This is a genomic window from Streptomyces rimosus subsp. rimosus (assembly GCF_000720725.1).
GTDB lineage: Bacteria > Actinomycetota > Actinomycetes > Streptomycetales > Streptomycetaceae > Streptomyces > Streptomyces rimosus_A.
Genome location: NZ_JOCQ01000051.1, coordinates 39,187 through 64,190, shown reverse-complemented (window position 1 = coordinate 64,190; position 25,004 = coordinate 39,187). Strand labels below are relative to the sequence as shown.

Annotated in this window: 17 protein-coding genes and 1 pseudogene; 4 read left to right on the top strand and 14 right to left on the bottom strand. The window is 71.7% G+C overall.

What is annotated here, in order from left to right; genetic code table 11:
• Both narY and IH45_RS0125105 read right to left on the bottom strand, forming a co-directional pair.
• Positions 1 to 393 (bottom strand): annotated as a pseudogene (gene narY / locus IH45_RS0125110) (nitrate reductase subunit beta); the annotation flags it as partial.
• Positions 393 to 3,914 (bottom strand): nitrate reductase subunit alpha, encoded by a 3,522-nt coding sequence (locus tag IH45_RS0125105; protein ID WP_030672689.1) that lies wholly within the window; start codon positions 3,912 to 3,914, stop codon positions 393 to 395. The gene IH45_RS0125105 and the pseudogene narY, both read right to left, overlap by 1 nt.
• A 308-nt stretch (positions 3,915 to 4,222) precedes the next feature.
• On the opposite strand from IH45_RS0125105, the gene asnB reads away from it, so the two are divergent.
• Positions 4,223 to 6,082: an asparagine synthase (glutamine-hydrolyzing) gene (gene asnB, locus IH45_RS0125100; RefSeq protein ID WP_030672686.1), complete on the top strand. Its 1,860-nt coding sequence runs from the start codon at positions 4,223 to 4,225 to the stop codon at positions 6,080 to 6,082.
• A gap of 57 nt (positions 6,083 to 6,139) precedes the next feature.
• Here the strand turns inward: asnB and IH45_RS0125095 are convergent, their stop codons facing one another.
• From IH45_RS0125095 to IH45_RS0125080, 4 genes are all read right to left on the bottom strand, one after another.
• On the bottom strand, positions 6,140 to 7,381 hold the full coding sequence (locus tag IH45_RS0125095) for an FUSC family protein (protein ID WP_030672682.1): 1,242 nt from the start codon (positions 7,379 to 7,381) through the stop codon (positions 6,140 to 6,142).
• A gap of 75 nt (positions 7,382 to 7,456) precedes the next feature.
• A complete protein-coding gene (locus IH45_RS1000000145435) occupies positions 7,457 to 8,107 on the bottom strand; it encodes an acetoacetate decarboxylase family protein (protein ID WP_050515163.1) in 651 nt (216 codons plus the stop codon).
• 211 nt (positions 8,108 to 8,318) lie between these two features.
• A complete protein-coding gene (locus IH45_RS0125085) occupies positions 8,319 to 9,266 on the bottom strand; it encodes a GlxA family transcriptional regulator (protein ID WP_030672676.1) in 948 nt (315 codons plus the stop codon).
• Positions 9,267 to 9,338: 72 nt separating this feature from the next.
• A complete protein-coding gene (locus tag IH45_RS0125080; RefSeq protein WP_078897768.1) occupies positions 9,339 to 10,220 on the bottom strand; it encodes a S1 family peptidase in 882 nt (293 codons plus the stop codon).
• 182 nt (positions 10,221 to 10,402) lie between these two features.
• Between IH45_RS0125080 and IH45_RS0125075 the strand changes: the two genes are divergently transcribed.
• A complete protein-coding gene (locus tag IH45_RS0125075; RefSeq protein ID WP_030672671.1) occupies positions 10,403 to 11,458 on the top strand; it encodes a GlxA family transcriptional regulator in 1,056 nt (351 codons plus the stop codon).
• Positions 11,459 to 11,526: 68 nt separating this feature from the next.
• Here the strand turns inward: IH45_RS0125075 and IH45_RS1000000149465 are convergent, their stop codons facing one another.
• The 7 genes from IH45_RS1000000149465 to IH45_RS0125040 form a co-directional block, all read right to left on the bottom strand.
• The gene (locus IH45_RS1000000149465) at positions 11,527 to 11,688 is read right to left on the bottom strand and encodes a hypothetical protein (protein WP_199810717.1); all 162 of its coding nucleotides are present in this window, start codon (positions 11,686 to 11,688) and stop codon (positions 11,527 to 11,529) included.
• Positions 11,689 to 11,854: 166 nt separating this feature from the next.
• Positions 11,855 to 13,654 (bottom strand): hypothetical protein, encoded by a 1,800-nt coding sequence (locus IH45_RS0125065; protein WP_030672668.1) that lies wholly within the window; start codon positions 13,652 to 13,654, stop codon positions 11,855 to 11,857.
• 420 nt (positions 13,655 to 14,074) lie between these two features.
• Positions 14,075 to 15,175 (bottom strand): aminotransferase-like domain-containing protein, encoded by a 1,101-nt coding sequence (locus tag IH45_RS0125060; protein ID WP_030672665.1) that lies wholly within the window; start codon positions 15,173 to 15,175, stop codon positions 14,075 to 14,077.
• A 143-nt stretch (positions 15,176 to 15,318) separates the two neighbouring features.
• Complete coding sequence (locus tag IH45_RS0125055) at positions 15,319 to 16,410, bottom strand: alpha-hydroxy acid oxidase (RefSeq protein ID WP_030672662.1); 1,092 nt, start codon at positions 16,408 to 16,410, stop codon at positions 15,319 to 15,321.
• Positions 16,411 to 16,624: 214 nt separating this feature from the next.
• Complete coding sequence (locus IH45_RS0125050) at positions 16,625 to 17,392, bottom strand: TSUP family transporter (protein WP_030672659.1); 768 nt, start codon at positions 17,390 to 17,392, stop codon at positions 16,625 to 16,627.
• A 141-nt stretch (positions 17,393 to 17,533) separates the two neighbouring features.
• Positions 17,534 to 18,532 (bottom strand): TauD/TfdA family dioxygenase, encoded by a 999-nt coding sequence (locus tag IH45_RS0125045; protein ID WP_030672656.1) that lies wholly within the window; start codon positions 18,530 to 18,532, stop codon positions 17,534 to 17,536.
• Between the two features lie 667 nt (positions 18,533 to 19,199).
• Positions 19,200 to 20,708: a SulP family inorganic anion transporter gene (locus IH45_RS0125040; RefSeq protein WP_030672653.1), complete on the bottom strand. Its 1,509-nt coding sequence runs from the start codon at positions 20,706 to 20,708 to the stop codon at positions 19,200 to 19,202.
• 441 nt (positions 20,709 to 21,149) lie between these two features.
• Between IH45_RS0125040 and IH45_RS0125035 the strand changes: the two genes are divergently transcribed.
• Both IH45_RS0125035 and IH45_RS0125030 read left to right on the top strand, forming a co-directional pair.
• A complete protein-coding gene (locus tag IH45_RS0125035) occupies positions 21,150 to 21,554 on the top strand; it encodes a MerR family transcriptional regulator (protein WP_030672651.1) in 405 nt (134 codons plus the stop codon).
• Positions 21,555 to 21,821: 267 nt separating this feature from the next.
• A complete protein-coding gene (locus IH45_RS0125030; protein ID WP_030672648.1) occupies positions 21,822 to 22,142 on the top strand; it encodes a hypothetical protein in 321 nt (106 codons plus the stop codon).
• 45 nt (positions 22,143 to 22,187) lie between these two features.
• Here IH45_RS0125030 and IH45_RS0125025 read toward each other — a convergent pair whose 3' ends face one another.
• A complete protein-coding gene (locus IH45_RS0125025; protein ID WP_158813263.1) occupies positions 22,188 to 24,926 on the bottom strand; it encodes an AfsR/SARP family transcriptional regulator in 2,739 nt (912 codons plus the stop codon).
• Between the last annotated feature and the right edge of the window lie 78 nt (positions 24,927 to 25,004).

The window sequence follows — 25,004 nt, the reverse complement described above, 5'->3', positions numbered from 1 at the left end:
GCGGCCGTCGATGAGGGAGCGGGGCGGTGCGGTGGGCAGGTCGTCGCCCAGGGGTGCGGTGGTCAGGTTCGCGTAGTCGTACGTCCACGGCTCGTAGTACGTGTCCAGCGTCGGCAGCCGGGGGTTGGCGAACAGCCGGGCCAGCCGGCGGGCGCGGCCCCCGGAGCGCGGCACCAGCCGGCTGCCCCTCAGATGCCAGCCGCCCTGCCAGCGGTCCTGGTCCTCGTAGGCGCGGGGGTAGCCCTGCCCTGGGCGGGTCTCGACGTTGTTGAACCACACGTATTCGGTGCCGGTGCGGTTGGTCCAGGTCTGTTTGCAGGTGACCGAGCAGGTGTGGCAGCCGATGCACTTGTCGAGGTTCATCACCATCGCGATCTGCGCCATGACGCGCATCAGTAGCTGACCTCCTGGGAGCGGCGCCGGATGGTGGTCACCGCGTCGCGCTGGTTGCCGGTGGGGCCGTAGTAGTTGGGGGCGAAGGACAGCTGGGCGTGGCCGCCGATGAGGTGGGTCGGCTTGATCAGCAGCCGGGTCAGGGCGTTGTGCACACCGCCGCGCCGCCCGGTGGTCTGCGACAGCGGCACGTTCACCAGGCGCTCCTGCACGTGGTACATGAACACCGTGCCGGGCGGCATGCGGTGCGAGACGACGGCCCGCGCGACGACCACGCCGTTGGCGTTGACCGCCTCGATCCAGTCGTTGTCGGCCACCCCGGCGGCCGCCGCGTCGGCCACGCTCATCCAGATCACCGGGCCGCCGCGGGCCAGCGTCTGCATGAGCAGGTTCTCCTGGTACTCGGAGTGGATGGACCACTTCGAGTGCGGCGTCACATAGCGCACGGTCACCGACGGCCCGGTGGACGCGCCGGGACGCGGCCGTTCGCCCAGTGCGGCCAGATCCAGCGGCGGCCGGAAGACCGGCAACTGCTCGCCGAACTCGGCGATCCACTCGTGGTCGAGGTAGAAGTGCTGACGGCCGGTCAGCGTGTGCCAGGGCTTGCGGTGTTCGGTGTTGATCGTGAACGGCGCGTACCGCCGCTCCGGACCCTCCTTGCCCGACCACTCGAAACTCGCCGACACCTGCACCGGGCGGGCCTGGGTGTCCGAGAAGACGACGCGCCGTTCGGCGACCGAGGCGGCCAGTTCCTCCAGGCCGCGGCCCGGGCCGCAGCGCCCGGCGAGCGCCCGGAACCCCTCGGCGGCCAGCCGTCCGTTGGTGGTGCCCGACAGGGCGAGGATCGCCTCGCACAGCTTCACGTCCGTGTCCAGCAGCGGCCGGCCGTGTGCCGAGCCCCCGGTGGCCGTGCCGCAGCGGGCGGCGAGCCAGTCCGTCTCCGGACCGGCCCGTACGGTGACGCCCTTGACGGACATGCCCTGCTCCTGCGCCAGCGGGCCGAAGGCGGCCAGCCGGTCGGCGAGCGTGGTGTAGTCCCGCTCCACCAGCGTGAGCCGCGGCCCGGTCGGCCCCGGCGGCGGGGCCTCGCCCGCCGCCGTGTCGTGGTGGAGGGCGGTGGCCACCAGGTCGCAGGCGTCGTCCAGGCGCCCGGCCGCCAGCCGGCTCACCTCCCGGGCGAGCCCGTGGAAGATGTCGAAGTCGGTACGGGCCTGCCAGGGCGGGCTGATCGCGGGCGAGAACGCGTGTACGTACGGGTGCATGTCCGTGCTGGACAGGTCGTGCTTCTCGTACCAGGTCGCGGCCGGCAGCACGAGATCGGCGAAGAGCGTGGTGGACGTCATGCGGAAGTCCAGCGCCAGCAGCAGGTCCAGCTTGCCGCGCGGCGCCTGCTCGTGCCACGTGACGTCGCGCGGACGGGCCTCAGGGGGCGCTTCCTCGGCGTCCGCGTTGTCGTCGGCGCCGAGCAGGTGGCCGAGGAAGTACTCGTTGCCCTTGGCCGAGGAACCGATCAGGTTCGCCCGCCACACGTTCAGGACGCGTGGCCAGTTGGCGGGTGCGTCCGGGGCCTCGCAGGCGAAGGAGAGCCGTCCGGCGTCCCGCTCGGCCGCGACCCACCGGCCGGGGTCCGCGCCCGCGTCGCGGATGCGCCGGCCCAGCTCCAGGGGGTTGGCGTCGAAGGTCGGGTACGAGGGCATCCAGCCCCGGCGCGCCGAGCGGGCCACCAGATCGGCGGTGTGCTGCCGCGCGAACAGGCCCCGGGCGGCCGGGGAGGCGAGCGCGTCGGCCGGGGCCCGGTCGTACCGCCACTGGCCGGAGTGCAGATACCAGTACGGCGTGCCGGCCATCTGCCGCGACGGGCGCACCCAGTCGGCGGCCGTGGACAGCTGCTGCCAGCCCGTGAGCGGGCGCACCTTCTCCTGGCCCACGTAGTGCGCCCAGCCGCCGCCGTTGACGCCCTGACAGCCCGTGAGCAGCAGCAGGGACAGGAAGGACCGGTAGATGGTGTCCGAGTGGAACCAGTGATTGGTGCCCGCGCCCATCACGATCATGCAGCGGCCCCGGGTCTGCTCCGCCGTGCGCGCGAATTCCCGCGCCGCGCGTACGGCCGCGCGCGCGGGCACCGATGTGATGGTCTCCTGCCACGCCGGAGTGCACGGCACGTCCGCGTCCTCGTAAGAGCCGGGCCACTGCCCGCCCAGACCCGGGCGCCCCACCCCGTACTGCGTCAGCAGCAGATCGAAGACCGTGGTCACCAGGCGCCCGCCCACGCGCAGCGCCGGCACCTCCCGCTCCACCGTGCCTTGCTCCTGGTCGAAGCGAGGCAGCACCACGCGCGCGGTGCCCGCGTCCGGCCGCCCGTACAGGCTCAGCAGCGGATCGATGCCGCCCAGATCCAGGTTCCAGCGTCCCGCGCCGCCCTCGCTCCAGCGGTCGCCCAGCGTGCCGCCCGGTACGGCCGGGGCACCGGCGACCGCGTCGAAGAGCACCGGCATCCACCGCCGGGCCGCGCCCTCGGCGCCCGGAACGAGCCCCGCGTCCTGCGCCGTGACGAACGGGCCGGGGACGTGAACCGCCGCGCCCGGCCCGTGCCCGGTGCATTCCGTCGCCTTTCCGGCGTACTCCGTCAGCTCGATGAGGAAGGGGAGGTCGGTGAAGGTCTTGACGTAGTCGGTGAAGTACGGGACCCGGCGCCGGACGAAGCATTCGCGCAGGATGACGTGGCCCATGGCCATGGCCAGGGCGCCGTCGGTGCCGGGGTGGGGGCGCAGCCATTCGTCGGCGAATTTGGTGGCGTCGGCGTAGTCGGGGGAGACCACCACGACCTTCTGGCCGCGGTAGCGGGCCTCGGCCATCCAGTGGGCGTCCGGGGTGCGGGTGACCGGCACATTCGAGCCCCACAGCATCAGATACGCCGCGTCCCACCAGTCGCCGGATTCCGGCACGTCGGTCTGGTCGCCGAAGACCTGCGGGGAGGCGATCGGCAGATCCGCGTACCAGTCGTAGAAGGAGAGCATCGGCGCGCCGAGCAGGGCCATGAAGCGGGCACCGACCGCGTGCGAGGCCATCGACATCGCGGGGATGGGGGAGAAGCCGGCGATCCGGTCCGGCCCGTGGTGCTGGAGGGTGTGCACATGGGCGGCGGCGATCTCCAGTGCCTCGTCCCAGCCGATACGGACGAGACGCCCTTGCCGCGGGCCCGCTCCCCTGGGCTCGTACTCCGGGCGGTCCGGTCCCACCGACGGGTAATCGGTCGCCTGTGTTTCCCAGGTGATGAGTCCGTCTTTGACGAAGACCTGCCAGGAACACGAGCCGGTGCAATTCACGCCGTGGGTCGAGCGCACCACCTTGTCGTGCGCCCAGCGCTCCCGGTACGGCGCGTCGTTGACCTCCTGATCCGTACGGAAAACCGCCCGCCCGTCCTCCGTGCCCGGTGCCCGCGACAGCAGCCGTCCGGCCGCCAGCAGTTTCCCGGCCGCGTCCGCCGCGACCCGCTCGGCCTCCGCCCTGCCACGCCACATACAAGGCTCCTTCCGGGGGCACGGTGGCGGACCCGTTCGGTACGCCATGCAACGAACCACCCCAGATTCCCCTCGCCGCGGCCGCCCGCCGCGCCGTTCTTTCGCCGGTTGGCCAGCTTTGGAAGTTATTTTTCTCCGCCTTTGCCGTGGCTGCTCCACGGCCACCTGAATGACACGTTTACCACCTGCAAGCCGTCTCGCCGGGACGGCTGGAAGCGTGGCGGATAGAATTGGCCCAGGCACTTGTAGGAAAGTGCGAGGACGCCCGCCACCGGCCCGCACCTTCCCGATGAAGGCGTGTGGTTTCCATGTGCGGTATGGCCGGGTGGGTGAGTTTCACGCGCGACCTCACCGCGTATACCGATACCGCGGAGGCGATGACCGAAACCATGGTCTGCCGTGGCCCCGACGCCGGGGGAGTATGGGCGTCGGAACACGCACTGCTCGGCCACCGCAGATTGGCGATCATCGACATCGAGGGCGGCCGCCAGCCGATGACCGCGGCGGGCGACGGGGACACCGGGAAATCGCCGGTCATCACCTACACCGGCGAGGTCTACAACTTCCGCGAACTGCGCGAGGACTTGCGTGCGCTCGGACACGTCTTCCGGACGTCCAGCGACACGGAAGTCGTGCTCCGCGCCTACCTGGAGTGGGGAGAGGATTTCGCTGAGCGCCTGAACGGAATCTACGCCTTCGCGCTGTGGGACCCGCGCTCCGAAGAACTGCTGCTGGTCCGCGACCGAATGGGCGTCAAGCCCCTCTATTACCGGCCGACCGCCGACGGCGTGCTCTTCGGCTCCGAGCCGAAGGCGATCCTCGCCCACGACGAGGCCGAAGCGGCCGTGGACACGGAAGGGCTCTGCGAAATCTTCGGCATCGTCAAAACACCGGGCCACGGCGTTTTCCGGGACATGCACGAGGTGCTGCCCGGGACCGTACGGAAATTCACCCGGGACGGAAGCGGCGTACGCACCTACTGGAAACTGACGGCCCGCCGGCACACCGACGACCTCGACACCACCGTGGCCACCGTCCGCTCGCTCCTGGAGGACACCGTCGAGCGCCAGCTCTACGCCGACGTCACCGTGGGCACCCTGCTCTCCGGCGGCCTGGACTCCAGCGCCATCACCGCGCTCGCCGCCGCCTCCCGCGCCCGGCGCGGCGTGCCGGAACCGGTCCGCGCGTTCTCCGTCGACTTCACCGGCCACCAGGAGCGCTTCCGCTCCAACGTGCAGTGGGAGGACCCGGACACCCCGTTCGCGATCGAGGTGGCCGGCCACCTCGGCGCCGACCACATCATCGTGGAACTGGACAACGACGACCTCCTCGACCCGGAGGTCCGCGACGCCGTACTGCGCGCCCAGGATCTGCCGGTGTCCACCGGCGACATGGAGTACTCCCTGTACCTGCTCTGCCGGGCACTCAAGGAACGTATGACGGTGGCGCTGTCCGGCGAGGCGTCGGACGAGCTCTTCGGCGGCTACACCTGGTTCCACGCCCCGGAGGCCGTCGGCCTCGACAGCTTCCCCTGGCACGACCCGTTCGAGAAGGCGGGCGGCATCGGAGCGCTGCGCGAACTGGGCCTGTGGGACGCGCTGGACCTCGGCGCGTACATCGGGCGGCGCTACGCCGAGGCGCTGGCCGAGATGGAGCGGCTGCCCGGCGAGACCGGGCACGAGGCCCGGATGCGCGAGATCACCTACCTCAACCTCACCCGCTGGGAGAACTTCCTCCTGGACCGCAAGGACCGCATCAGCATGGCGGTCAGCCTGGAGGTACGGGTCCCCTTCACCGACCACCGCCTGGTCGAGTACGTCTACAACACCCCGTGGGCCATGAAGAACTTCGACGGCCGGGAGAAGAGCCTGCTGCGCGCCGCGATGCGCGGCCTGCTCCCGGACTCGGTCCTCGACCGGAAGAAGAGCCCCTACCCCTCCACCCAGGACCTCAGCTACGAACGCGCCCTGCGCCGCAAGGTCGCGGACCTCCTCACCCCGGACGCGCCGGTGCTGCGCCTGGTGAGCGCGGACGGCATCCGCCGGCTCCTGGCCCGGCCGGAGGGCGCGTACGGGGTCGGCGGCCCGTTCAGCGCCCGCGCCGTCCTGGAGCGGCTCATCGAGTTCGACACCTGGGTGCGGGAGTACGGCGTACGGGTCGTGGCCTGAGCGCCCGTGCCCGGGGACGACAGCCGCCCCGTTCACGACGGGTCTCGGCCCCGGGCGTCACGGCACCGGCCCCTGCGGCTTCGCCGTGCGGTCATTCGTCCGGGTGACGTTTATCCGCCCCCGGAGCCGGTCCACCAGCCGGTACTTCTCGCGCTGCTCACGCGACTCCCGGTCCAGCTCCTCGATCAGCCGCTGGGTGCGCTTCTCCACGTCCAGCTCGTCCAGGATGCGATCGATCTCGGCCAGCAGCGCACCGTGCAACTGCCACTGGCGCGGATGCTCCCGCACCCCGTCGAGGAGCAGGTGCGCGACCACGTCCCGGCTGGCGCGGCTGCGGGCGAGTTCCTCGGCGAGCCGCTCCTCGGCCTCCTCGGCGTTGGCGCCGACCTGCGTGGTGATCAGTACGGCGAAGCTCTCCACCGCGCTGGCCATGTGCCGGAACACCTCGTGCAGGGCGGTGGCGATGTGCGGCGCGAACAGGTGCTCCCGGGTACGCGCCTTGGCCAGGTCGGTCAGCGTGCGGCACAGCGTACGGAGCACCACCGCGGAGATCTCCAGGGTGTCCAGGCCGGTGCGCAGCACGACACGGAAGAGCGTGCCCTCCTTGACGCGGGGGTTGAGCCGCAGACTGTCCTCCGCCTGCCGGAGCGCGGCGTCCACCTGCACGATGTCGTGGTCCAGACGGCGCGCCTCGTGCAGCCGGGCCGCGGCCTCCGAGACGGGGGTGTGCCCGCCCACCTCGTCCCCGAGGCACACGAGCAGCCGCCGCATCCGGCTCGCCAGGTCCTCGATGGCCGCACTGGCGGGCTGCACCCACACCGGCGGAACGAACAGGACGTTGAAGAGCAGCCCGACGACGGCACCGATCAGCGTCTCCAGCACCCGGTCCCAGGCCGTCTCGGCCACCCGGGTCACGCCCAGCACCAGCATGGCGCTGATCGCCACCTCCGGCACGAACTCACCGGCCCGTACGAAACGGCCGATCACCAGCGCGGCGAGGATGATCAGGCCCAGACTCCACCAGGTCAGCCCCACCAGCGCGCTGAACCCGATGGCGATCAGCACGCCCACCACGACCGCGTTGACCCGGCGCATCCCGGTGGTGAGCGTCGCGTACAGCGTGACCTGGACGACCAGCAGCGCGGTGAGCGGCGCGGTCAGCGGCGCCGGCTCGCTGCTCAGCACCAGGGCGACGACGTACGAGATCACGGCGGCCACGGTCGACCGGACGGTCTGGACGACCACCGGCTCACGGCGCCGCCGGACGAGGTCCAGCAGAGGGTCGGTAACTTCAGCCACGTTTGGCTTGTTCCCACTCTTGCGCACCACAGGCACCATCGGGCGCCCGATCACCGGTCTGCTCGTGACGGCACGTCAGGCCATGGACGGTGCCGGGTGGAGCGCCGGGGAGGGCATGAGCATGTCGAACGAGGTCGCGGCGAACCGGATACGGGCGTCGGCGCGGCGCAGCGCGGGCAGCCGCGCCGACCACTCGGCCACCCGCAGGGAGGCGGCCGCCGGCCGGGCGCTGAACCGTGCGGTGGCGACCGTCCGCACGCCGTCGAGAGAGCCGAAACCGGTCATCGGCAGGCGGAGGCGGGGGAGCGGCGGGCGCCTCGTCGCCACATCCAGGACGACGACCGGTCCTTCACCGTCCTGGACGCGTACGCGTGAGCCCTCCCAGCGGAACTCGGCCAGTTGCTTGGGCACACCCCAGATACGGCGGCCGCCCCACAGCGACCGTTCGTCGTCCACCCAGATCCACTGGATGCAGAGGCCGACCCGCCGGCCACGGCGTACGGGCGTGCCGACGATCAGCTCGTCGTAGCGGAGGGTTCCCGCGCGGTACCGGATGAGGAAGACGGCCAGGGTGCGCGGCAGCAGGCGCGAGAGGTCCGGGGGAGGGACCGGGACCGACTCGGCGGGGAACAGGCCACCCCACAAGTGGCCCTTCAGATGCCAGGGTGGGGGCGGATATGGGCCCGGAATCGGACCGGTTCCGGGCAGGTGTTCCGGGACGTCCACCGAGGCTCCTTCCTGCGCAGGACCGTAGGGCGTGCCCGCGCGGGTACCCCGTGGAGACCGCTCCGCACACCCGGCGCCCGTGGGCGGCAGGCCGTAGGGCAGGTGGCGTCCCTGTCAGCCGGTACGGGCACATCGTCGTTGACCTGGCCGAGCGGCGCGGGCTGCGGGCCCGGGCCCTGATCAACGCGCAGGCCTCTCCGCAGGCGCTGGCTCACCGGGCCGTGGCACGGTAGGCCCGGGGCGTGCTGCCGGTCGCTGTTCGGAAGTGCCGGCGAAAGCTCGCCGACGACGTGAACCCCGCGCGTGCGGCGATGTCCTCGACGGTGGCCTCGTCCTCTTGCTCCAGGAGGCGCCGGGCGAGGTCCAGCCGGGCGCGCAGCAGGTACTGGAGCGGGCTGAATCCGGTGTGCGCGCGAAATCTGCGGTTGAGCGTGCGCACGCTGAGCCGGGCGTGCGCGGCGATGTCGGCGGGCGTGAGCGGGCGGTGCAGGGACGCCTCCAGCCACCGGACGGTCGGCTCCAGGCCCGCGGTCCCCGCGACCGCCCGGGCGAGTTCGTCCCGGGCGGCGTCGGCCTCCTCGCGTACGGGCAGCACGAGCCGCCGCGCGACGTCGGCGGCCACCGCGGGCCCGTGGTCCTCCGCGACGAGCCGCAGCCAGAGGTCGAGCCCGCCGAAGAGCCCGGCCGATGTGCAAAACGGCCCGTCCACGACGAGCGTGCCCGCCGGGTCGACGTCCACCGCCGGGTACCGCTGGGCCAGTGCGGGCACTTCGCTCCACCCGGTGGTGGCGCGGCGGCCGTCCAGGAGACCGGCGGCAGCCAGGGTGAACGCGCCGGTGCCCACGGCAGCGATCCGGCAGCCCCGGGCCGCCGCGTCCCGCAACGCCCCGGCCACCCCCACCGGCGGCTCTCCCCGGAACCCGTCGTGTCCGGCCACCGCCACGGTGTCCGCTCCGTCCAGTCCTTCCAGTCCCTGATCGGCGGTGACCGTCAGCGCGGCGGGCTCGGCGGTGGTGACGGTGCGGGGGACGGCGCAGATCCGCAGCTCGTACGCGTCGCCACCGGGGGCCCCGTGGGCGAGGGCCTCCAGGACCAGGCCGGGGGTGGTGAGCTGATGGGCGGGGACGCCGTCGAGGACGAGCAGCGCGATGACTGACATGCAGGGATTATCCGCTCCTGCCCTGCCTGTCCTGCCTGCCCGTGCCGCCCGCGGTCACCCGCCCGGTTCGGCTCAGCGGTGGGCGGCGACAGTCCTGTCGATCCAGCCCTTGTAGGAGGCTATGGAGGTGTAGATCCCGCGTCCGCCCCCGCACTTCGGGTCGACCCGCGCTTCCCCGTCACCCGATGTGGTGCCGACGAGCTGCCAACGTCCGCCGACGCGCTGGATCTGCGGCCCCCCGGAGTCTCCCATGCACGCCATGGCGCCGGGGACCTGGCTCTGGGTGCACAGTTCCTTGCTGCCGTTGATGTCGAGGCACTTGGCCGTAGGGGCCCTGAGGGTGTCCAGTTGCTTGAGCCGCTCGGGGAACTTCCAGTCCTTGGGGTCGGAGGCGTCGACGGTCGTACCGAAGCCGAGGAGCCGGGTGTGCGCGCCGATCCGTGGCGCGTGCGCGGCCATGCGGATGGGGGCCTGCCGGGTGACGGGACGGTCCAGGCGGAGCAGCGCGATGTCGTGGAAGGAGCGCTGGTTGCCACTGATGTCGTACCGGGGGTGGATGACCTTCTTGACGATGGTGCGGACGGTGCCGCCGGAGTGCTGCCGGTCGCTGCCGATCCGCACCGTGCCGGCCGGCACGGCCGCGTAGTCGTCCTGGGCGCAGTGCGCCGCGGTCACCACCCACTGCCGGTCGATCAGGGCTCCGCCGCACACGCCTGACAAGCGGGGGCCGCCCTCCTGCTTCACGGTCATGGGGATCGACACCATGAAGGGGTACTCCTCCGTGGAGTTCTTCCCGCCCACGATCGCGTGCGCGCTGCCGCTCATGCCTGCGGCGCACAGGACCGTGACGGCGCCGACGGTGCCCGCACCGGCGAGCAGCCGCCGGACGCGGCGGCCGGATGTTCCGGGTGTGCCGGGTGTTCCGGACAGGGAGGTGCCATTCGAGAAGGTCATGGAAGTGATGCCCTTTGCGCAGTTTCACGGACGGATGGAGGCACGGATGTGGGGTTACATGGCCACATGCGCCGCGGTGCTACGGACGAATACGGAGCGCCGCTGACGGCCTGTCCTCATCTTCCGTGGGCCGGACAGGCCGGAAAAAGCGGCCCAATGCCACCTTGGGTTAAATTCTGGCCATGTCAGTGGTCGCGCTGCTCGCGCTCGACGGGATCCCCGCGCAACACCTCTCCACCCCGGCGCTGCTGTTCGGTGCCGCGTCGCGGATGTTCTACCGCCGTCCGCCCTATGAGCTGCGGGTCTGCGCGGCGACGCGCACGGTGCGGACCGCGGGCCCCGGTGCGGTGACGGTGCTGGCCGACCGGGACCTGGACGGCGTGGAGGAAGCCGACACGGTGATCGTGCCGGGCTACGGCGACTGTCCGGACCCGCCGCCGGGGCCGGTGCTCGATGCCGTGCGGGGGGCGGTGGGGCGCGGTGCCCGCGTGGTGGGGATCGGTACGGGTGTCTTCGCCCTGGCCGGAACAGGTCTCCTCGACGGCCGCAAGGCGACCACGGCCTGGACGCACGCCGCGGAACTGGCCCGCAGGTATCCCGGGGTCGACATCGAACTCGGCGACTGGGCCGTGGCGGACGGCCCGTTCCTCACGTCGGCGGGGGTGCTCGGGGGGAAGGACGCCTGTCTGCGGATGATCGAGGAGGACCATGGGGTGCAGGTGGCCCGGGAGGCGGACCGGCATCTGTTCTTGATGCTCCCGGACCCGTCACAAGCCCTCCGCGCCGACACCTCACCGTTCTCCGGCGCCCCCTCTTCCCCGCCCTCGCCTTCCCCCTCCTCCGACCTGGCGCCGCCACCCGCCGACTTCGCCACGGACCCCACCGCGCAGTGGCTGGAGGCCAACTTGCACCGCCCACTGACACTGGCGGACATCGCGGCGCACACGGGGACCAGCGTCCGTACCCTCACCCGCCACTTCCGCACCCGTACGGGCTTGACGCCGCTGCAGTACCTTCTGCGTGCCCGGGTCCACCGGGCCCAGTGGCTCCTGGAGCACACGGACACCCCCGTGGAACAGCTCCCGTCCCGCACCGGCCTGGGCACCCCCGCGAACCTGAGGCACCACTTCCACCGTTTCAACGGCACCACGCCCAGCAGGTACCGGGAGTCGTTCCGCGCCCTGGTCGCGGTTTTCGCCCCTGAACCCACCGGCCGCGCCGAACGCAGCGGCCACTGAAAGGGACTGATGCCGAGTACCTTGGTGAACCCTTTCGTCCCCGGTTCGCGCTGCACGAGAACGCCCAGTCAGGTCTTGTCCCGCTCCGCCTCCTCCTCGCGCTCGCCCTCAGCCTGGGAGGGGGTGGAGCGAGGCGTGTCCTCGCGGCCGCGGGAGGTGCCCCGCCGGTCCGCGGTCTCCTGGTCGTCGTCCCGTTCGCCTTCCGCCTGTGACGGTGTCTGATCGCTCATCTGTCGTGCCTCCAAGGCCTCGAAGATCATCTGCGGTGCGCTGACTACCCGCAACAAACGCTGGCAAACACCGACATTCGGTACGCGCTCCGGATGGCCTACGGCCGTACGGGAGGCACGCCGCACCACACACCGGCACGGACGCGGGGAACAGCGGGCGCACGGATCAGGGGTACGACACGACCTTCGACGGGACGGTGTCCGCGCCGGAGGTGGGGGCGCCGTGGTCGTTGACGACGTGGGCGTACTGGCCCTTGCCGCCGAGGGAGACCACGAGCAGATCGTGGAATCTCACCCCCGGCCTGCGCGGCGCGGCGAAACCGTGGTCCTGCACGATCGTCGGGGCGTCCTTGTAGTAGCAGTAGCTGCCCAGGCCCCAGCCTTCGTGCGCGGTGACGGAATCGGCGACCTTGTAGGCGGCGAAGCCGCGGACGGACCCGTCCTGGACGGCCGCCTGATCGGGCGCGTCGTACGCCTTCTCGTTCTGGAAGAAGACCGTACGGCCGCGCTCGCCGTTCCACCGCACGTCGTACTTGTTGAAGTGTTCCACGAACAGCCCGGTGGCCAGTACGTCGTCGCCGTTGACGACCATCCCGAAGTCGGCCCGGTTGGTCTCCCAGCCGACCCCGTCTCCGTGGTCGGCCCGCCAGATCCAGGTGTGGTCGACAATCGTGTGGTTGCTGTTGACCACCAGGCCGGCGGTGGCCTTCCCGGCGCCCGCGCCACCGATACGGACGAACACGTCCTGCACCGTGATCGGGTCGGCGGCGTGCCCGGCGGACGCGCCCGCCGGGCCGATCTCCACCAGGACCTCGGAGTTCCGCGGTCCGGCGTCGACGAGCAGACCGGCGAGCCGTACGCCGTCCACGTCCGCGACCCGCAGCGCGCTGACCCCGCCGTCCGGCACGATCGTGGGATACCCGAGGCCGAGGACCACCGTGCCGGCCCGGGTGATCTCGATCGGCCGGTCGACGTGGTAGACGCCGGGCGTGAACAGCAGGTGCAGCCCCTGCTCGACCGCGGCGTTGACGGTCGCCGCGCTCGCCCCCTCCTTGACCACGTAGAACCGGCTCAGCGGGAGCGACGTGCCCTGCGGCGTGCCCCGGCCCCAACTCGTGCCGCGGGCGCCGGTGCGCAGCGCGGGCAGGAACACCCTGTACTCCCCGCCGTCCAGGTACAGGAACGGCTTCTCGCGGGAGACCGGTGTGGTCGGCAGCGTCGTGTACGGCGGGTCGGGAAAGGACTGGGCGGGGGCGCCCTCGACACCGGAGAAGACCATGTTCCACACGCCGTTGAGCCAGCCGCCGACGGCGCTGTCGCGGGTGTACCACTGCTGCTGGGAGTACGGCTGCACGGTGCCGTCGATCCGGCTGTCGGCGATGTACCCGCCGCTCGCCCACCCGTAGCCGTCCGGCGCGAGGTTGAGGTTTCCCTTGACGTGCATACGCCGGAACGGCGACGCCTGGGAGACGGCGAAGCGGTTGGTGCCGCTGACCGGGTTGAGCGCGAGATTCTCCGCCGAGCGCCAGAAGTTCTGGGTGGCGTTGCCGCCGAACCAGCCGGCGTCGACCGTCACATCACCGTTGATGAGCGTGTCGTCGGGCGACAGGCCCAGGCCCATCACCGAGGTGTAGAAGCCCAGTTGGGCATTGAGCCCGTGGTACGTGCCCGGCTTGAAGAGCAGCGCGTAGCGGCCCTTGCCGAACTGGTCCGACTCCTGCCGCTTGAAGATCTCGTCCAGCTTGGCCTGGATGCCGGAAGTGGCGGGATCGAAGACGATCACGTTCGGCCCGAGGTCGCCGCCGCTGGGCAGCGGGGCGGCGGGGGACCGCGCCGCGGACACCGCTGCGGGCGCCGCGGAGGCCGTTCCGGCTCCGGAGAGCAGGCCGGCGGCGGGGAGAGCGGCGGCGGGCAGGGCGGCGGCCGCTGTGGCGAGGACTCTTCGGCGCGAGGGGGATGGGGTCATGACAAGTCTCCTGGGTCATCGGCTCGTTCGAACGTGGGCTCGTTGAGCGAGATGTGCCTTGGGGGGAGGAGATGGAGGAGCTGGAGGAGATGCGGGTACGGCGGATCGATCGGTCCGCCGGTCCGCCGGTCCGCTCGGGCTTCAAAGAACGAAGGCTCGTGCGGCTGAGAGCGCTCTCTTGCGTGAGGATGGTGGCGCCAACGGGGTGGGGCGTCAAGGGAATGTGCGCGATCGGGGTGGAAAAGCGCTTGAGGCGCCGACGAGAGTTCAGGAGGTGACGACAGACGGCCGGGGACCGGCTGGGCGCGGGTCGGGCGGAAGCAGTCGCGCCGGAGCCTCCGGCAGCAGCGCGAACGCCCGCGGGCCCCGGACGGAACCGCTTCCGTCCGGGGCCCGTTCGGGGCGTCCAGCTTTCAGGCGTCAGCCCTTCGACGCCACCGCCGCCAGCCGCTCGACGCCGGCCGCGAACTCGTCCGGCTCGAAGGACTGGAACGGCAGCCGCAGGAAGACCTTGCCCTCCGGCGGCGCCGCGTCGGCCGGGTAGAAGCCCGAGCCCCGGGTCAGCTTCAGGCCGTCGGCAGCCGCGGCCTTGAGGAACGTGCTCTCGTCCGTGGCGACGGGCAGGTGCACGCTCACGTAGTAGCCGCCGTTCGGTACGGCGAGGAGCGCGTCCTCGCCCAGCAGTTCGCGTACGGCCTTGACCGCGCCGTCGTGCCGGGGACCGAGCAGCTCGCGGACCCGTGCCACGTTCTCCTGGGCGAGGCCCGCCTGGAGCGCCTGCGCGGCGACCGCCTGGAGCAGCGGCGCGGGCGAGAGGTAGGTGCCCTCCGCGAGCGCGGCCAGGGCGCCGAGCGTGGCGGCCTCGCCGATGACGTACCCGACGCGCAGCCCCGGGCTGAGGATCTTGCTCAGCGAGCCCATGGTGAGCACCCGCCCGGCCGGTGCCAGCTCGAAGAAACCGGCGGGCGCCGTGCCGCCGTACCGCAGTTCCCGGTAGGGGATGTCCTCCAGGATGAGGAAGTCGTGGGTCTCGGCGAGCTGTACGAGGCGGCGGCGCTTGTCCTCGCTCATGGTGACGCCGCTCGGGTTCTGGAAGTCCGGGATGACATAGACGAACGCCGGCACCCGGGTCGCCAGCCGCGCTTCGAGGGCGTCCAGGTCGAGGCCGTCGTGCTGGAGCGTGACGCCGGAGACCCGCCCGCCGTGCCGCTCGAAGATCTGCACCGCGCGGTCGTAGGTCGGCGCCTCCACGTACACGTCCTTGCGGTCGCCCGCGAGGAGGTGCGCGGCGAGCAGGTCCAGCGCCTGCAGGGAACCGTTCGTGACGAATATCTGGTCGGCGCCGACCGAGTGGAACGCGGCGAGCTGCTCCCGCAGCGCCGCGTCACCGGTGTGGTTGCCGATCGGCGCGTACTGGAACACCCGGTCCTCGTGCTCCCGCAGGACGGCCGCGGTGTGCTCGGCGATCTGCCGCGAGGGGATCGCCTCCTGCGGGGGAATGCCACGCGAAAAATGGAACATGGTGGGTCTCCGTTCTCGGAAGGTCGTCATGTCGGTATGGGGTGGGGAAGGCGGATCGCTCACAGCGGGTGGGATCGGAACCTGTCAGGTGGTACGGGGCGTCCGGGACAGGCCGTACGGGCGGGTGCGCGGCGCGCGGCCTCTCAGGCCGCCCCGGTGCCGGTCCGGGCCACGAAGTCCGGCCCCAGCTCGCCGACGTCCGCGGCGCCCAGCTGCCGGAGTGTGTCCTCGATCTCCCTGCGCAGGAGTCGCAGCACCGCCTCGACCCCTTCGCGCCCGGCGAGCCCGAGGCCCCACAGGTACGGCCGGCCCAGGCAGACCGCGTCGGCGCCGAGGGAGAGGGCCTTGACGACGTGGACGCCGGAGCGGATACCGCCGTCGACCAGTACGGCGCACCGGCCGGCGACCGCGGCCGCCACCTCGCTCAGGGCGATCACGCTGGGCACCGCGCCGTCCAGCTGCCGCCCGCCGTGGTTGGAGACGATGACGCCGTCCGCGCCGCTGTCCAGGCAGCGCCGCGCGTCCTCGGCCCGCAGCACGCCCTTCACGAGGAGGGGGAGCCGGGTCCGTTCGCGGATCCACAGCAGGTCCGACCAGCTGAGCGCCAGCCGGTCGATGCGGGCCCCGGCCGGCACCTCGCCCTCCAGGATGCCGAGCGCGCGCAGCGTGCCGAAGTCCACATGGCCCGGGGTGGCGAACCCGGCGCGCTGGGCGTGCACCCGCAGCGCGGCGTGGCTGGCGTCGACCGTGACCACCAGGGCCGACGCGCCGGCGGACTCGGCCATGTCGAGCGTCGCGGCGATGTCGTCCCGCGACCGGTAGGCGTACAGCTGGAACCAGCAGGCCCCGCCGGACGACTTGGCGATCTCCGGGAAGGGGACGTGGCTGTCGGTGCTGACGACGGGCACGACCCCGGCGGCCTCGGCGGCGAGGGACGTGGCGATCTCCGCGTCCTCGTGCAGCAGCCGCTGCGGACTCGTCGGCGCGAGCAGGACGGGCATCGTCATGCGGTGCCCGAGGACGGTCACTTCGGTGCGGGGCTCGGTCGTCGTGCTGGCGAGGACCCGCGGTCGGAGCCAGATGTCGTCGAACGCCGCGATGTTGGCGCGCACGGTGCGGTCGGTGCCGGCCCCGCCGGCCACGTACGCCCGGCAGCCCCGGTCGAGCACCTGATCGCTGGCGGCTTCGAAATCCGGCAGGGTCAGCAGTTCATCGAGATTCCGTACGGTGTCCAAGGCTGGCCTCCGGTCTCTCGTCACGTGTGTGGCGGATGAGTTCTTTTGTGGTTCCCATCAAGTTCTGGACGTGCTGAATTGCTGGCGGTTCGGAATTGCTTGCGGTGTGGAATTGCTTGCGGTGCGGAAATGCTGGTGGTACGGAATCGCGGATGGTGCTGGGGATTTCGTACGTACGGAACCGCCGCAGGTACGGCGGCGCCCACCCCAGCCCTCACGCGAACTGGTCGAACGCCATCTTCGTCACCATGCCGATCACCACGAGCACCAGCACCGTCCGGACGAATCCGGACCCCTTTTTCATGGCCATGCGCGAACCGATCATCGCGCCGGTCACATTGCCCACGGCCATGCCCAGCCCCAGTGCCCAGAGCACGTTTCCCTGGAGGGCGAAGACGAACAGGGCGCCGAGGTTGGACGAGGCGTTGATGACTTTCGACATCGCCGCGCTCTCCAGGAACTGGGTCGCCAGGAGTGTGGTGAAGGAAATGATGAGGAAGGTGCCCACGCCGGGCCCGAACAGCCCGTCGTAGAAACCGACCACGCAGCCGCCGAGGAGTACGGCGGCGACGCGCCGCCGCCGGGTCACCTCGCGCGCGAGCTGCTGGGTGCCGAAGTTCGGCCGCAGGGCGACGAACAGGGCGACCGAGATCAGCAGCACCATGATGACCGGCCGGAAGTACGCCGTGGGGACGGTGGCCGCGGACAGGGCGCCGAGTGCCCCGGCGGGCACCGCGCAGGCGGCGGCCGGCACGAGGATCTTGCGGTCCAGTACCGTCCGCCGTGCGTACATGGCGGCGGCGGTCGCCGTCCCCGTGATCGCGGCGATCTTGTTGGTGCCCAGGGCGGTCGCCGGGGGCAGGTGGGGGAAGCTGAGCAGCAGAACGGGGATGAGCAGCACCCCGCCCCCGCCGACCACGGCGTCCACCCATCCGGCGGCCACGGCGGCGGTGAGCAGCCCTATGACGTCGAAGATATCCACGGTGTTCCGGTCCTCAGTCAAAGACGACGCGCAGTCCGGGGCGGCTGCGCGGGCAGGGCGAATGCGGAGCGGTCGGCCGCCTGCATGGGGGAGCGGCCGCGCTCGGCGGGGTGCCGCGATCACGCGGGGAGGGGGTTCGCCTCAGAGGACGCCCTGGATGTCCTCCATCGTCGGGATGACGCGCTGACGGGTCATCATGTGCTGCGTCCAGCCGAGGATGGAGCGTACGGAGTAGAACCGGCGCAGCCAGCGGTCCCGGCCGTCGTAGCGCGGGACGAACGCGCTGCGGCCGTGCGCCGCGACGTGGTTGTCCACCACGACCAGGTCGCCGGGCTCCAGTACGACGTTGTGGCAGACCGCCTCCAGCGCCTCGGACAGCGCCTTGAGGGCCACCGTCGCCTCGGCGTCCGCGGCGTGCGTGGTGTGCGAGTTGAAGCGCATGAACGGCCGGTCCTCCGGACCGAAGATGGCGGGGTGCGGGCCGGAGCGGGGTACCGGGCCGGTCCGGCCGCGGGTGAAGGAGGTCGGGTAGGAGCTGTAGAACTGCGGAGTACGCAGGACCGCCACCTGCTCGGGCGTCAGGTGCCGGACCGCCTCGCGCACCGAGGCGACGCGGGTGGCCGCCACCCCCTCGTGGTCCTGGCGCAGGCACAGCAGGCCCAGGTAGTCGGGGCGCAGCGGGTGGTGGACGTTCTCCGTGTGGAAGTCGAAGGCCACCGACCCGCTGTTCTCGATCCGCTTCTCCTCGCCGGGCACCGCGTGCACGTCGTGGATGAGGGCCCCGTCCTTCTCGTCCTGGTAGCCGACGAGCGAGCCGAGCAGGTCCGCCACCAGTGTGAGGGTGCCGTCGGTGGGGTGGCCGCGCAGGGCGCCGGAGTGGTGGACGGCGGGGGTGGCGGGAAGCTCCCCGAGGGTCACGCCGCGCAGCAGGAAGAAGCCGGAGTCGCCGCTGCCCTCGGCGAATTCCAGCAATGCGGTGCGGACGGCTTTCGGCAGATCGAGAAGGAGACCGGAAAGCGCCAGCGCGGACGCCTCGGAGGCGCCGGCGGCGAGCCGGGAGAGTTGCCAGAGCTTCTGCGTTTCGGCCTCGGACAGGCTGAGGGTCTGCTGCGCGGCGGGTGCGGCGAGTGCGGGGGTCACCGTTGCTCCTTCTTCTTGAATGCTGCGTTCGAATCGCGTGTTCAGGCCGTTCAGGGACGGAAAACCGGCCGGCAAACTTCGGAAAACGTGCGCACGTGCAAATGGTGAACGGTGTATTACCGCTCACTATCAGCTGAAAGGAGGTAGTGGTCCGGTATTTGCGCGTAACAGTAAAGAGTTGATTTATAGAGTGTCAACGAATGGTTTTGGTCAGCGTTGAGCCCCTGGTGAGCCGGCTTCGGTCAATACCGCTTGTCCTCTTGTGGTACGGATCGGAAGGTACGCCGACTTTGTCCGTCGTAGAGGTTGTGGAGGACCTGTGGTGTTTCTGTGACGCCTGCTGGGGCTGGGGTGCGGGCGTCCGGAGGGGGTGGCGGGGGGTCTGTCTCACCCACTGGACAGCGCCGGTGCGGCCGAGTTGTGACGGCTGCTTCGCGCCACCGCGGACGCATCGCTTTTGGTCACTGCGCGCACAATCGGCCAAACAGGATGGCCGGAATTGCGGTACTCGCTGTCCGGGACGCCGATGGCCGCCTCCGCAGAGGGAGACGGCCATCGGACGACCGGTCCGGAAGAGTGGCTTCCGGTCACCGGCTTCCGGTCACCGGCTTCAGCCAGCGGCTTCGGTCAGTGGCTTCCGGTCACCGGCTTCGGTCCGCGGCTTCGGTCACTGGCTTCCGGCGAGTTCGCCGCTGAGCCTGCCGTGTAGCCGGGCGCTGGGCCCGTTCAGCCCGATGATCTCCACGGTCTTGCCGCGCTCGGCGTACTTGACCCCGATCGCGTCGAGAGCGGCCACGGAGGAGGCGTCCCAGACGTGGGCGGCGGACAGGTCGATGACGACCCTGGCCGGGTCGGTGGCGTACGAGAACCGGGTGACCAGATCGTTGGAGGAGGCGAAGAACAGCTCGCCGGTGACCCGGTAGACGACCTGGGTCCCGTCCGGGTCCACCACTGCCGTCACACCGGTGGCCCGGGCGACGCGCCGGGCGAAGACCGCCATGGCGGTGACCGTGCCGACCACGACGCCGATGGCGAGATTGTGGGCGGCCACCACGACGGCGACGGTGAGCACCATGACGCCGATCTCCCCGGCGGGCATCCGCCGCAGAGTCCCGGGCGCGAGGGAGCGCCAGTCGAACGTCGCGAACGACACCATCACCATCACGGCGACCAGGGCGGCCATGGGGATGTCGGAGACGACCGGCCCGAAGGCGATGCACAGCACCATCAGGAACGCGCCGGCGAGGAAGGTGGACAGCCGGGTACGGGCCCCCGAGACCCGTACGTTGATCATGGTCTGGCCGATCATGGCGCAGCCGCCCATGCCGCCGAAGAAACCGGTGACGATGTTGGCGATGCCCTGGCCGACGGACTCCCGGGTCTTGCTGGAACGGGTGTCGGTGATCTCGTCGACGAGCTGGGCGGTCAGCAGCGACTCCATCAGGCCGACCAGCGCCATGGCGAGCGCGTACGGGGCGACGGTGGCCAGGGTGTCCAGTGTGAACGGCACGTCCGGCAGCCCCGGCACCGGGAGGGACGACGGCAGGTCGCCCTTGTCGCCCACGGTCGGCACCGCGATGCCGGCGGCCACGGTGATGACCGTGAGGACGGTGATGGACACCAGCGGGGCCGGCACCGCCTTGGTGACCTTCGGGAACAGCACCAGCAGCGCGAGCCCGCCGGCGAGCAGCGGATAGACCGGCCACGGCACACCGGTCAGCTCCGGCACCTGCGCCATGAAGACCAGGATGGCGAGGGCGTTGACGAAGCCGGTCATCACGCTGCGCGGCACGAACCGCATCAGCTTCGCCACCCCGAGCGCGCCCAGGACCACCTGGAAGACGCCGGCCAGGATGACGGCGGCGACCAGGTATCCGAAGCCGTGCTCCCGGTTGAGCGGGGCGGTCACCAGGGCGACCGCCCCGGTCGCCGCGGAGATCATCGCCCGCCGACCGCCGACGACCGAGATGGTCACGGCCATGGTGAACGAGGCGAACAGACCGATCGCCGGATCCACCCCGGCGATGACCGAGAACGAGATCGCCTCGGGAATCAGGGCGAGCCCGACGACGAGCCCGGCGAGGATCTCGGTGCGCCACACCCTCGGGTCGGACAGCCAGTCGGGCTTCAGACCGCGCAGCCGCGCGGCCGGGGAAACGGCGGGGGAAGCAGGCAAGGGAAGCGGAACCTGTCGTGGTCGGGCACGCCCGGACGGCGCGGAGCGTGCGGCAAGGCGCGGGCGGGCCGGGGCGGCCCGCCGCGGGGCCCGCCCACCGGCGGACCGAAGTCAGGGGATCATCAGGCGAGAAGTCCGCCCGGCGGGCGCTTCTCGGAGGTGGATCAGAGGCGGAGGGCCGGATGCGGGCTCACGGCGGGCAGGCGGCGGCGCGGGGCTGCATGGGCATCCGCTCGCTCTTTCCTGCCGGCGTGATCGTCTTCATCAGGGGGCGTCGTGGCCCCACGCGTTCCGGTACGGCTACGGATGTCCCGTGTCCCGCGTCATGGGCCGCGGTACCGCACAGCCGTCCCCGGCGCTCCGGGCAACTCTACCCTAACGTTACGGTAGAGATCGAAGCCGTGCCGCCCTGGCCACGGCGCGGACGAGGAAGGCAGGCGCGTGAGCGGCGAGCACATGCAGATCGGCGAGGTCGCCGCACGGACCGAGCTGTCGCTGCGCACCATCCGGCACTATGAGGAGACGGGCCTGGTCACCCCCTCGGCCCGGTCCCAGGGCGGCTTCCGCCTCTACACCGAGGCCGACGTCGCCCGCCTCATGGTCATCCGCCGGATGAAGCCGCTGGGCTTCAGCCTGGACGAGATGCGCGACCTGCTGTCCGCGACCGACCGCCTCGACTCCGGCGACGACCTGCCCGCCGCCGAACGCGAGGAACTGCTGGGCCGGGTACGGAGCTTCGAGGAGGCCGCCCAACAGCGCGTTGCCGACCTGCGGACGCAACTCGCGCGAGCCGAGGAGTTCGCGACCACACTGCAGGAGCGGCTCACCCGCACCCCGGCCGACTGACGCACGCCCGGCGGCTGGCTCCCGTCGATTCAGAAAGGCACAGCCAGCCCCGCCTCGCGCAACTTCAGCAGCGCTCTGCCCATGCACTCCGCGACCGAGCCCCGTCAGCCCTCATTCCCACAGACAGCGGCCCGCCACTCGCAGCGACGTCCACGGTTGCATGAGGCCTGATCACGAGCGGTGCGGAAAGGCGTTCTTGAAAAGGCAGGCTCAGCTTGTTCCGCACCATCTGTGCTTCCCAGAGCCCGCCACACGTACCCTGCCGTGATGACGAATGGGCTGTACCCACGGCTGGCGGAAGTGTTCCCGGCACTTGCTGCTGAGATCGCTGAGCTGCTGCGTGCTGAGGGTGAACCGCTGGCCGAGGTGGTCGCCGGTCTGCCCTACCGCGGCCCGTGCACCTGTACCGCGACATGCGTCAGCCTGCTGACCGCGCCGCCCGGTTCGTCGGGTTCCTCGATGATCCGACTCGGACGTGACGGCATGGACATCATCTGGCTGAGTCTGGATCCCTCCCGGACCACTGTCACCGACATCGAAGTTCTGGACGGACGCGACCTCGGCCCAAGCGCCCGGCGAACCGACTGACAGCGGTGGCAGCGGGGCGATCGCTACGGCCCTGTTCGCGCCCCCTCACCCCGCAAGCGCGCGGATATTCCCCCTGCCCGCACCGGCACCCGCACCCCCCGGCCCGCTCCCCTCCCGTTCGGCTGCCGAGTTACCGTCCGGGCCCAGCGGTCCCGCGAGCGCTGCCGCCTCCGTGAAGCAGCGGCGGGCCTCCGCTTCGCGGCCCAGGGACTGGAGGGCCTTGCCGTAGGTGTCGAGGAGCAGTGCCCGGCGTTCGTCCGAGGTCTGGTCCGGGGCGAGGGTCAGGGCGTGTTGGCAGTGGGGCAGGGCCTCGTCGGGGCGGCCGACGGTGAGGCAGTGGGCGGCCAGGTGGTAGAGGGCCAGGGTTTCGGTGTGCGGGTGTCCCAGGGCGTGTGCCATGCGTGCGGCCTGTTCGCGCCGGGTTCCGGCGCCGGAGAGGTCACCGGCGCGCTCAAGGGCCGCCGCCCAGTTGATCAGTGCGATCACCTGGCCGCGCGGGTCCTTGGCCCGTACGGCCAGATCCGGTGCGCGCCGCAGGTGTTCCAGCGCCGCGGCGTGCTGCCCGTTCTCCGTGAGGACCCAGCCGAGCAGCGAGCACAGCCGCGACTCGGCGTCCGGATCGTCCAGCGCGGTGGCGGCGGCCAGGGCGCGTTCCAGGGTCGGCTCCCAGCCGTCGTGCACCTGCCGTACGACCAGCGGCCACAGCTGTACGGCGATGCGCCAGGCGAGATCCGGGTGCCCGGCGTCGGCCGCCGCGGCCACGGCGGCGGTGAGGTTGGCGCGCTCGGTGACATACCAGGTCATCGCCTCGGCGCGGTCGGCGAAGACCGGCGGCGCGGCGGGCGGGGGCACGCCCGGGGGCAGCGCGGCGCAGGGCTGGCTGCCGGGTTCGGCCGCCGCCGCGGCGGCCTGTCCGGCGGACAGGTAGTGCACCAGCAGGCGCTGCAGCCCCGCCGGGTCGGCCTCGGCCGCGCAGGACCGGGCGTACAGCCGGGTCAGGTCGTGCATCAGATACCGGTCGCCGGTCCACTCCTCGACGAGGTGGGCGGCGGCCAGTTCGTCCAGGGCGGTACGCGTCTCGACGGGCGACAGGCCGCTGAGCGCCGCCGCGGCAGCGTTGTCGAGTTCGGAGCCGACGTGCAGCGCCAGTTGGCGGAAGAGCAGCGCGCCGGCCGGCGGCAGCTGCTGCACGCTCAGCCGCAGCGTCGCCGCCACACCGGCGTCTTCCCCGGTCAGCAGGGAGAGCCGCTGGTGTTCGTCGAGCAGGTCGTCGGCCATCGCGCGCAGCGTCAGCCGGGGGCGCGCGGCGAGCCGGGCGGCGGCCAGCCGCAGCGCCAGCGGCAGACCGTCGCAGAGCGCGGCCAGTTCCTCGGCCGCGGCGGGCTCGGCCGCCACCCGGAGGTCGCCGATGACGGTCCGCAGGACCCGTACGCCGTCCACCGGCGCCAGACGCTCCAGCGGCAGCAGCCGGGCGCAGTCGCTGACCACCAGTCCCTCCAGCCGGTTGCGGCTGGTCACCAGCACGGTGCACCCGGGCGTACCGGGCAGCAGCGGACGCACCTGGGCCGAGTCGCGGGCGTTGTCGAGCAGGATCAGGGTGCGGCGGCCGGTGAGCAGCGAGCGGTAGAGGTGCTCCGCGGCGCGCGCGTCGCCCGGCAGGCGTTCCTCCGGTACGCCGAGCGCCTGGAGGAAGTCGTGCAGCACGCCGGGCGGCTGCGGGCCGGTGCCGTCCGGTTCCATGGCGTGCAGATCGGCGTAGAGGATTCCGTCGGGGAAGTCACCGGCGTGCGCGTACGCCCAGTGCACCGCCAGCGAGGTCTTGCCGACCCCGGCCGGGCCGGTGACCACGCTCAGCGGCGGGTTGCCCGACCGCGCGGTCCCGGTGAGCCGGTCGAAATCTTCCGTACGGCCCACGAACCCGGCCGGGGCGCGCGGGAGGAGACAGGGGGGCGGGGGAGCGTCCGGGGCGGCAGGCCGTGGTGCCGGGGCCTCGGGCGGCGTTGCCGGGGCGGTCCGGTCGGCGGCCGGCCGGGTGCGCAGGATGGCGAGGTACGCCTCGGACAGCGCGGCCCCGGGGTCGACACCCAGCTCCTGGGCGAGCAGGCGTTGCGTACGGCGGTAGAGGTCGAGGGCGTCGGCCTGGCGATCGGCGTCGTGCAACGCCCGTACGGTGGCCGCGATCAGGGACTCGCGCAGCGGGTGCCGCTCGGTGGCGGGCCGCAGCAGACCCAGCGCTTCCGCGCCCCGGCCGCAGGCGTGCAGGACCGCGGCGAACTGCTCCAGCGCGGCGAGCCGTTCCTCGGTCAGCCGGTCGGCCGCCGCGGCTATCAGCGGCGTGCCCCCCGCCCCGCCGAGCGCCCGGCCGCGCCACAGTCCCAGGGCCTCGCGCAGCAGCGCGGCCGACTCCTCGCCGGCCGGCCCGCCCGCGGCCCGGCGCACCAGCGCCTGGAACCGCCACACGTCCGCCGACTCCGGCGGCGCGTGCAGCGCGTAACCGCCGCCCTCGGTGGCGACGCGGGCCGCGGGTTCGCTGTGCAGCAGACCGCGCAGGGCGGAGACATGGCCGTAGACGATGGTCCGGGCATGTGTCGGGGGCTCGGTGTCCCACAGCGCCTCGGCGATGCGCTCGGCCGCCACGGGGGCGCCTTCGGCCAGCACCAGCAGTGCCAGGACGGCCCGCCGCTTGGGCGGCCCGAGCGGCACCTGTTCGTCCCCCGAGAAGGCCGATACCGGCCCGAGCAGCCGGAATTCCATCAGCGTTGTCTCCCCTGGCCCAGTGGTCACCGCGAGTAGCTTACGAGGTGAAAGAGCCATGATCACGTCAGAAGCGGAACGAAGGCCGGAAATGCGCCATCCGCCGGA

What these genes read in the sequence shown, in the direction of transcription:
- IH45_RS1000000149465 (WP_199810717.1), bottom strand. Translation starts at nt 11,688, where the DNA reads ATGAGCGATCAGACACCGTCACAGGCGGAAGGCGAACGGGACGACGAC.
- IH45_RS0125030 (WP_030672648.1), top strand. Translation starts at nt 21,822, where the DNA reads ATGACGAATGGGCTGTACCCACGGCTGGCGGAAGTGTTCCCGGCACTT.
- IH45_RS0125075 (WP_030672671.1), top strand. Translation starts at nt 10,403, where the DNA reads ATGTCAGTGGTCGCGCTGCTCGCGCTCGACGGGATCCCCGCGCAACAC.
- IH45_RS0125105 (WP_030672689.1), bottom strand. Translation starts at nt 3,914, where the DNA reads ATGTGGCGTGGCAGGGCGGAGGCCGAGCGGGTCGCGGCGGACGCGGCC.
- IH45_RS0125060 (WP_030672665.1), bottom strand. Translation starts at nt 15,175, where the DNA reads ATGTTCCATTTTTCGCGTGGCATTCCCCCGCAGGAGGCGATCCCCTCG.
- IH45_RS0125065 (WP_030672668.1), bottom strand. Translation starts at nt 13,654, where the DNA reads ATGACCCCATCCCCCTCGCGCCGAAGAGTCCTCGCCACAGCGGCCGCC.
- IH45_RS0125080 (WP_078897768.1), bottom strand. Translation starts at nt 10,220, where the DNA reads ATGACCTTCTCGAATGGCACCTCCCTGTCCGGAACACCCGGCACACCC.
- IH45_RS0125085 (WP_030672676.1), bottom strand. Translation starts at nt 9,266, where the DNA reads ATGTCAGTCATCGCGCTGCTCGTCCTCGACGGCGTCCCCGCCCATCAG.
- asnB (WP_030672686.1), top strand. Translation starts at nt 4,223, where the DNA reads ATGTGCGGTATGGCCGGGTGGGTGAGTTTCACGCGCGACCTCACCGCG.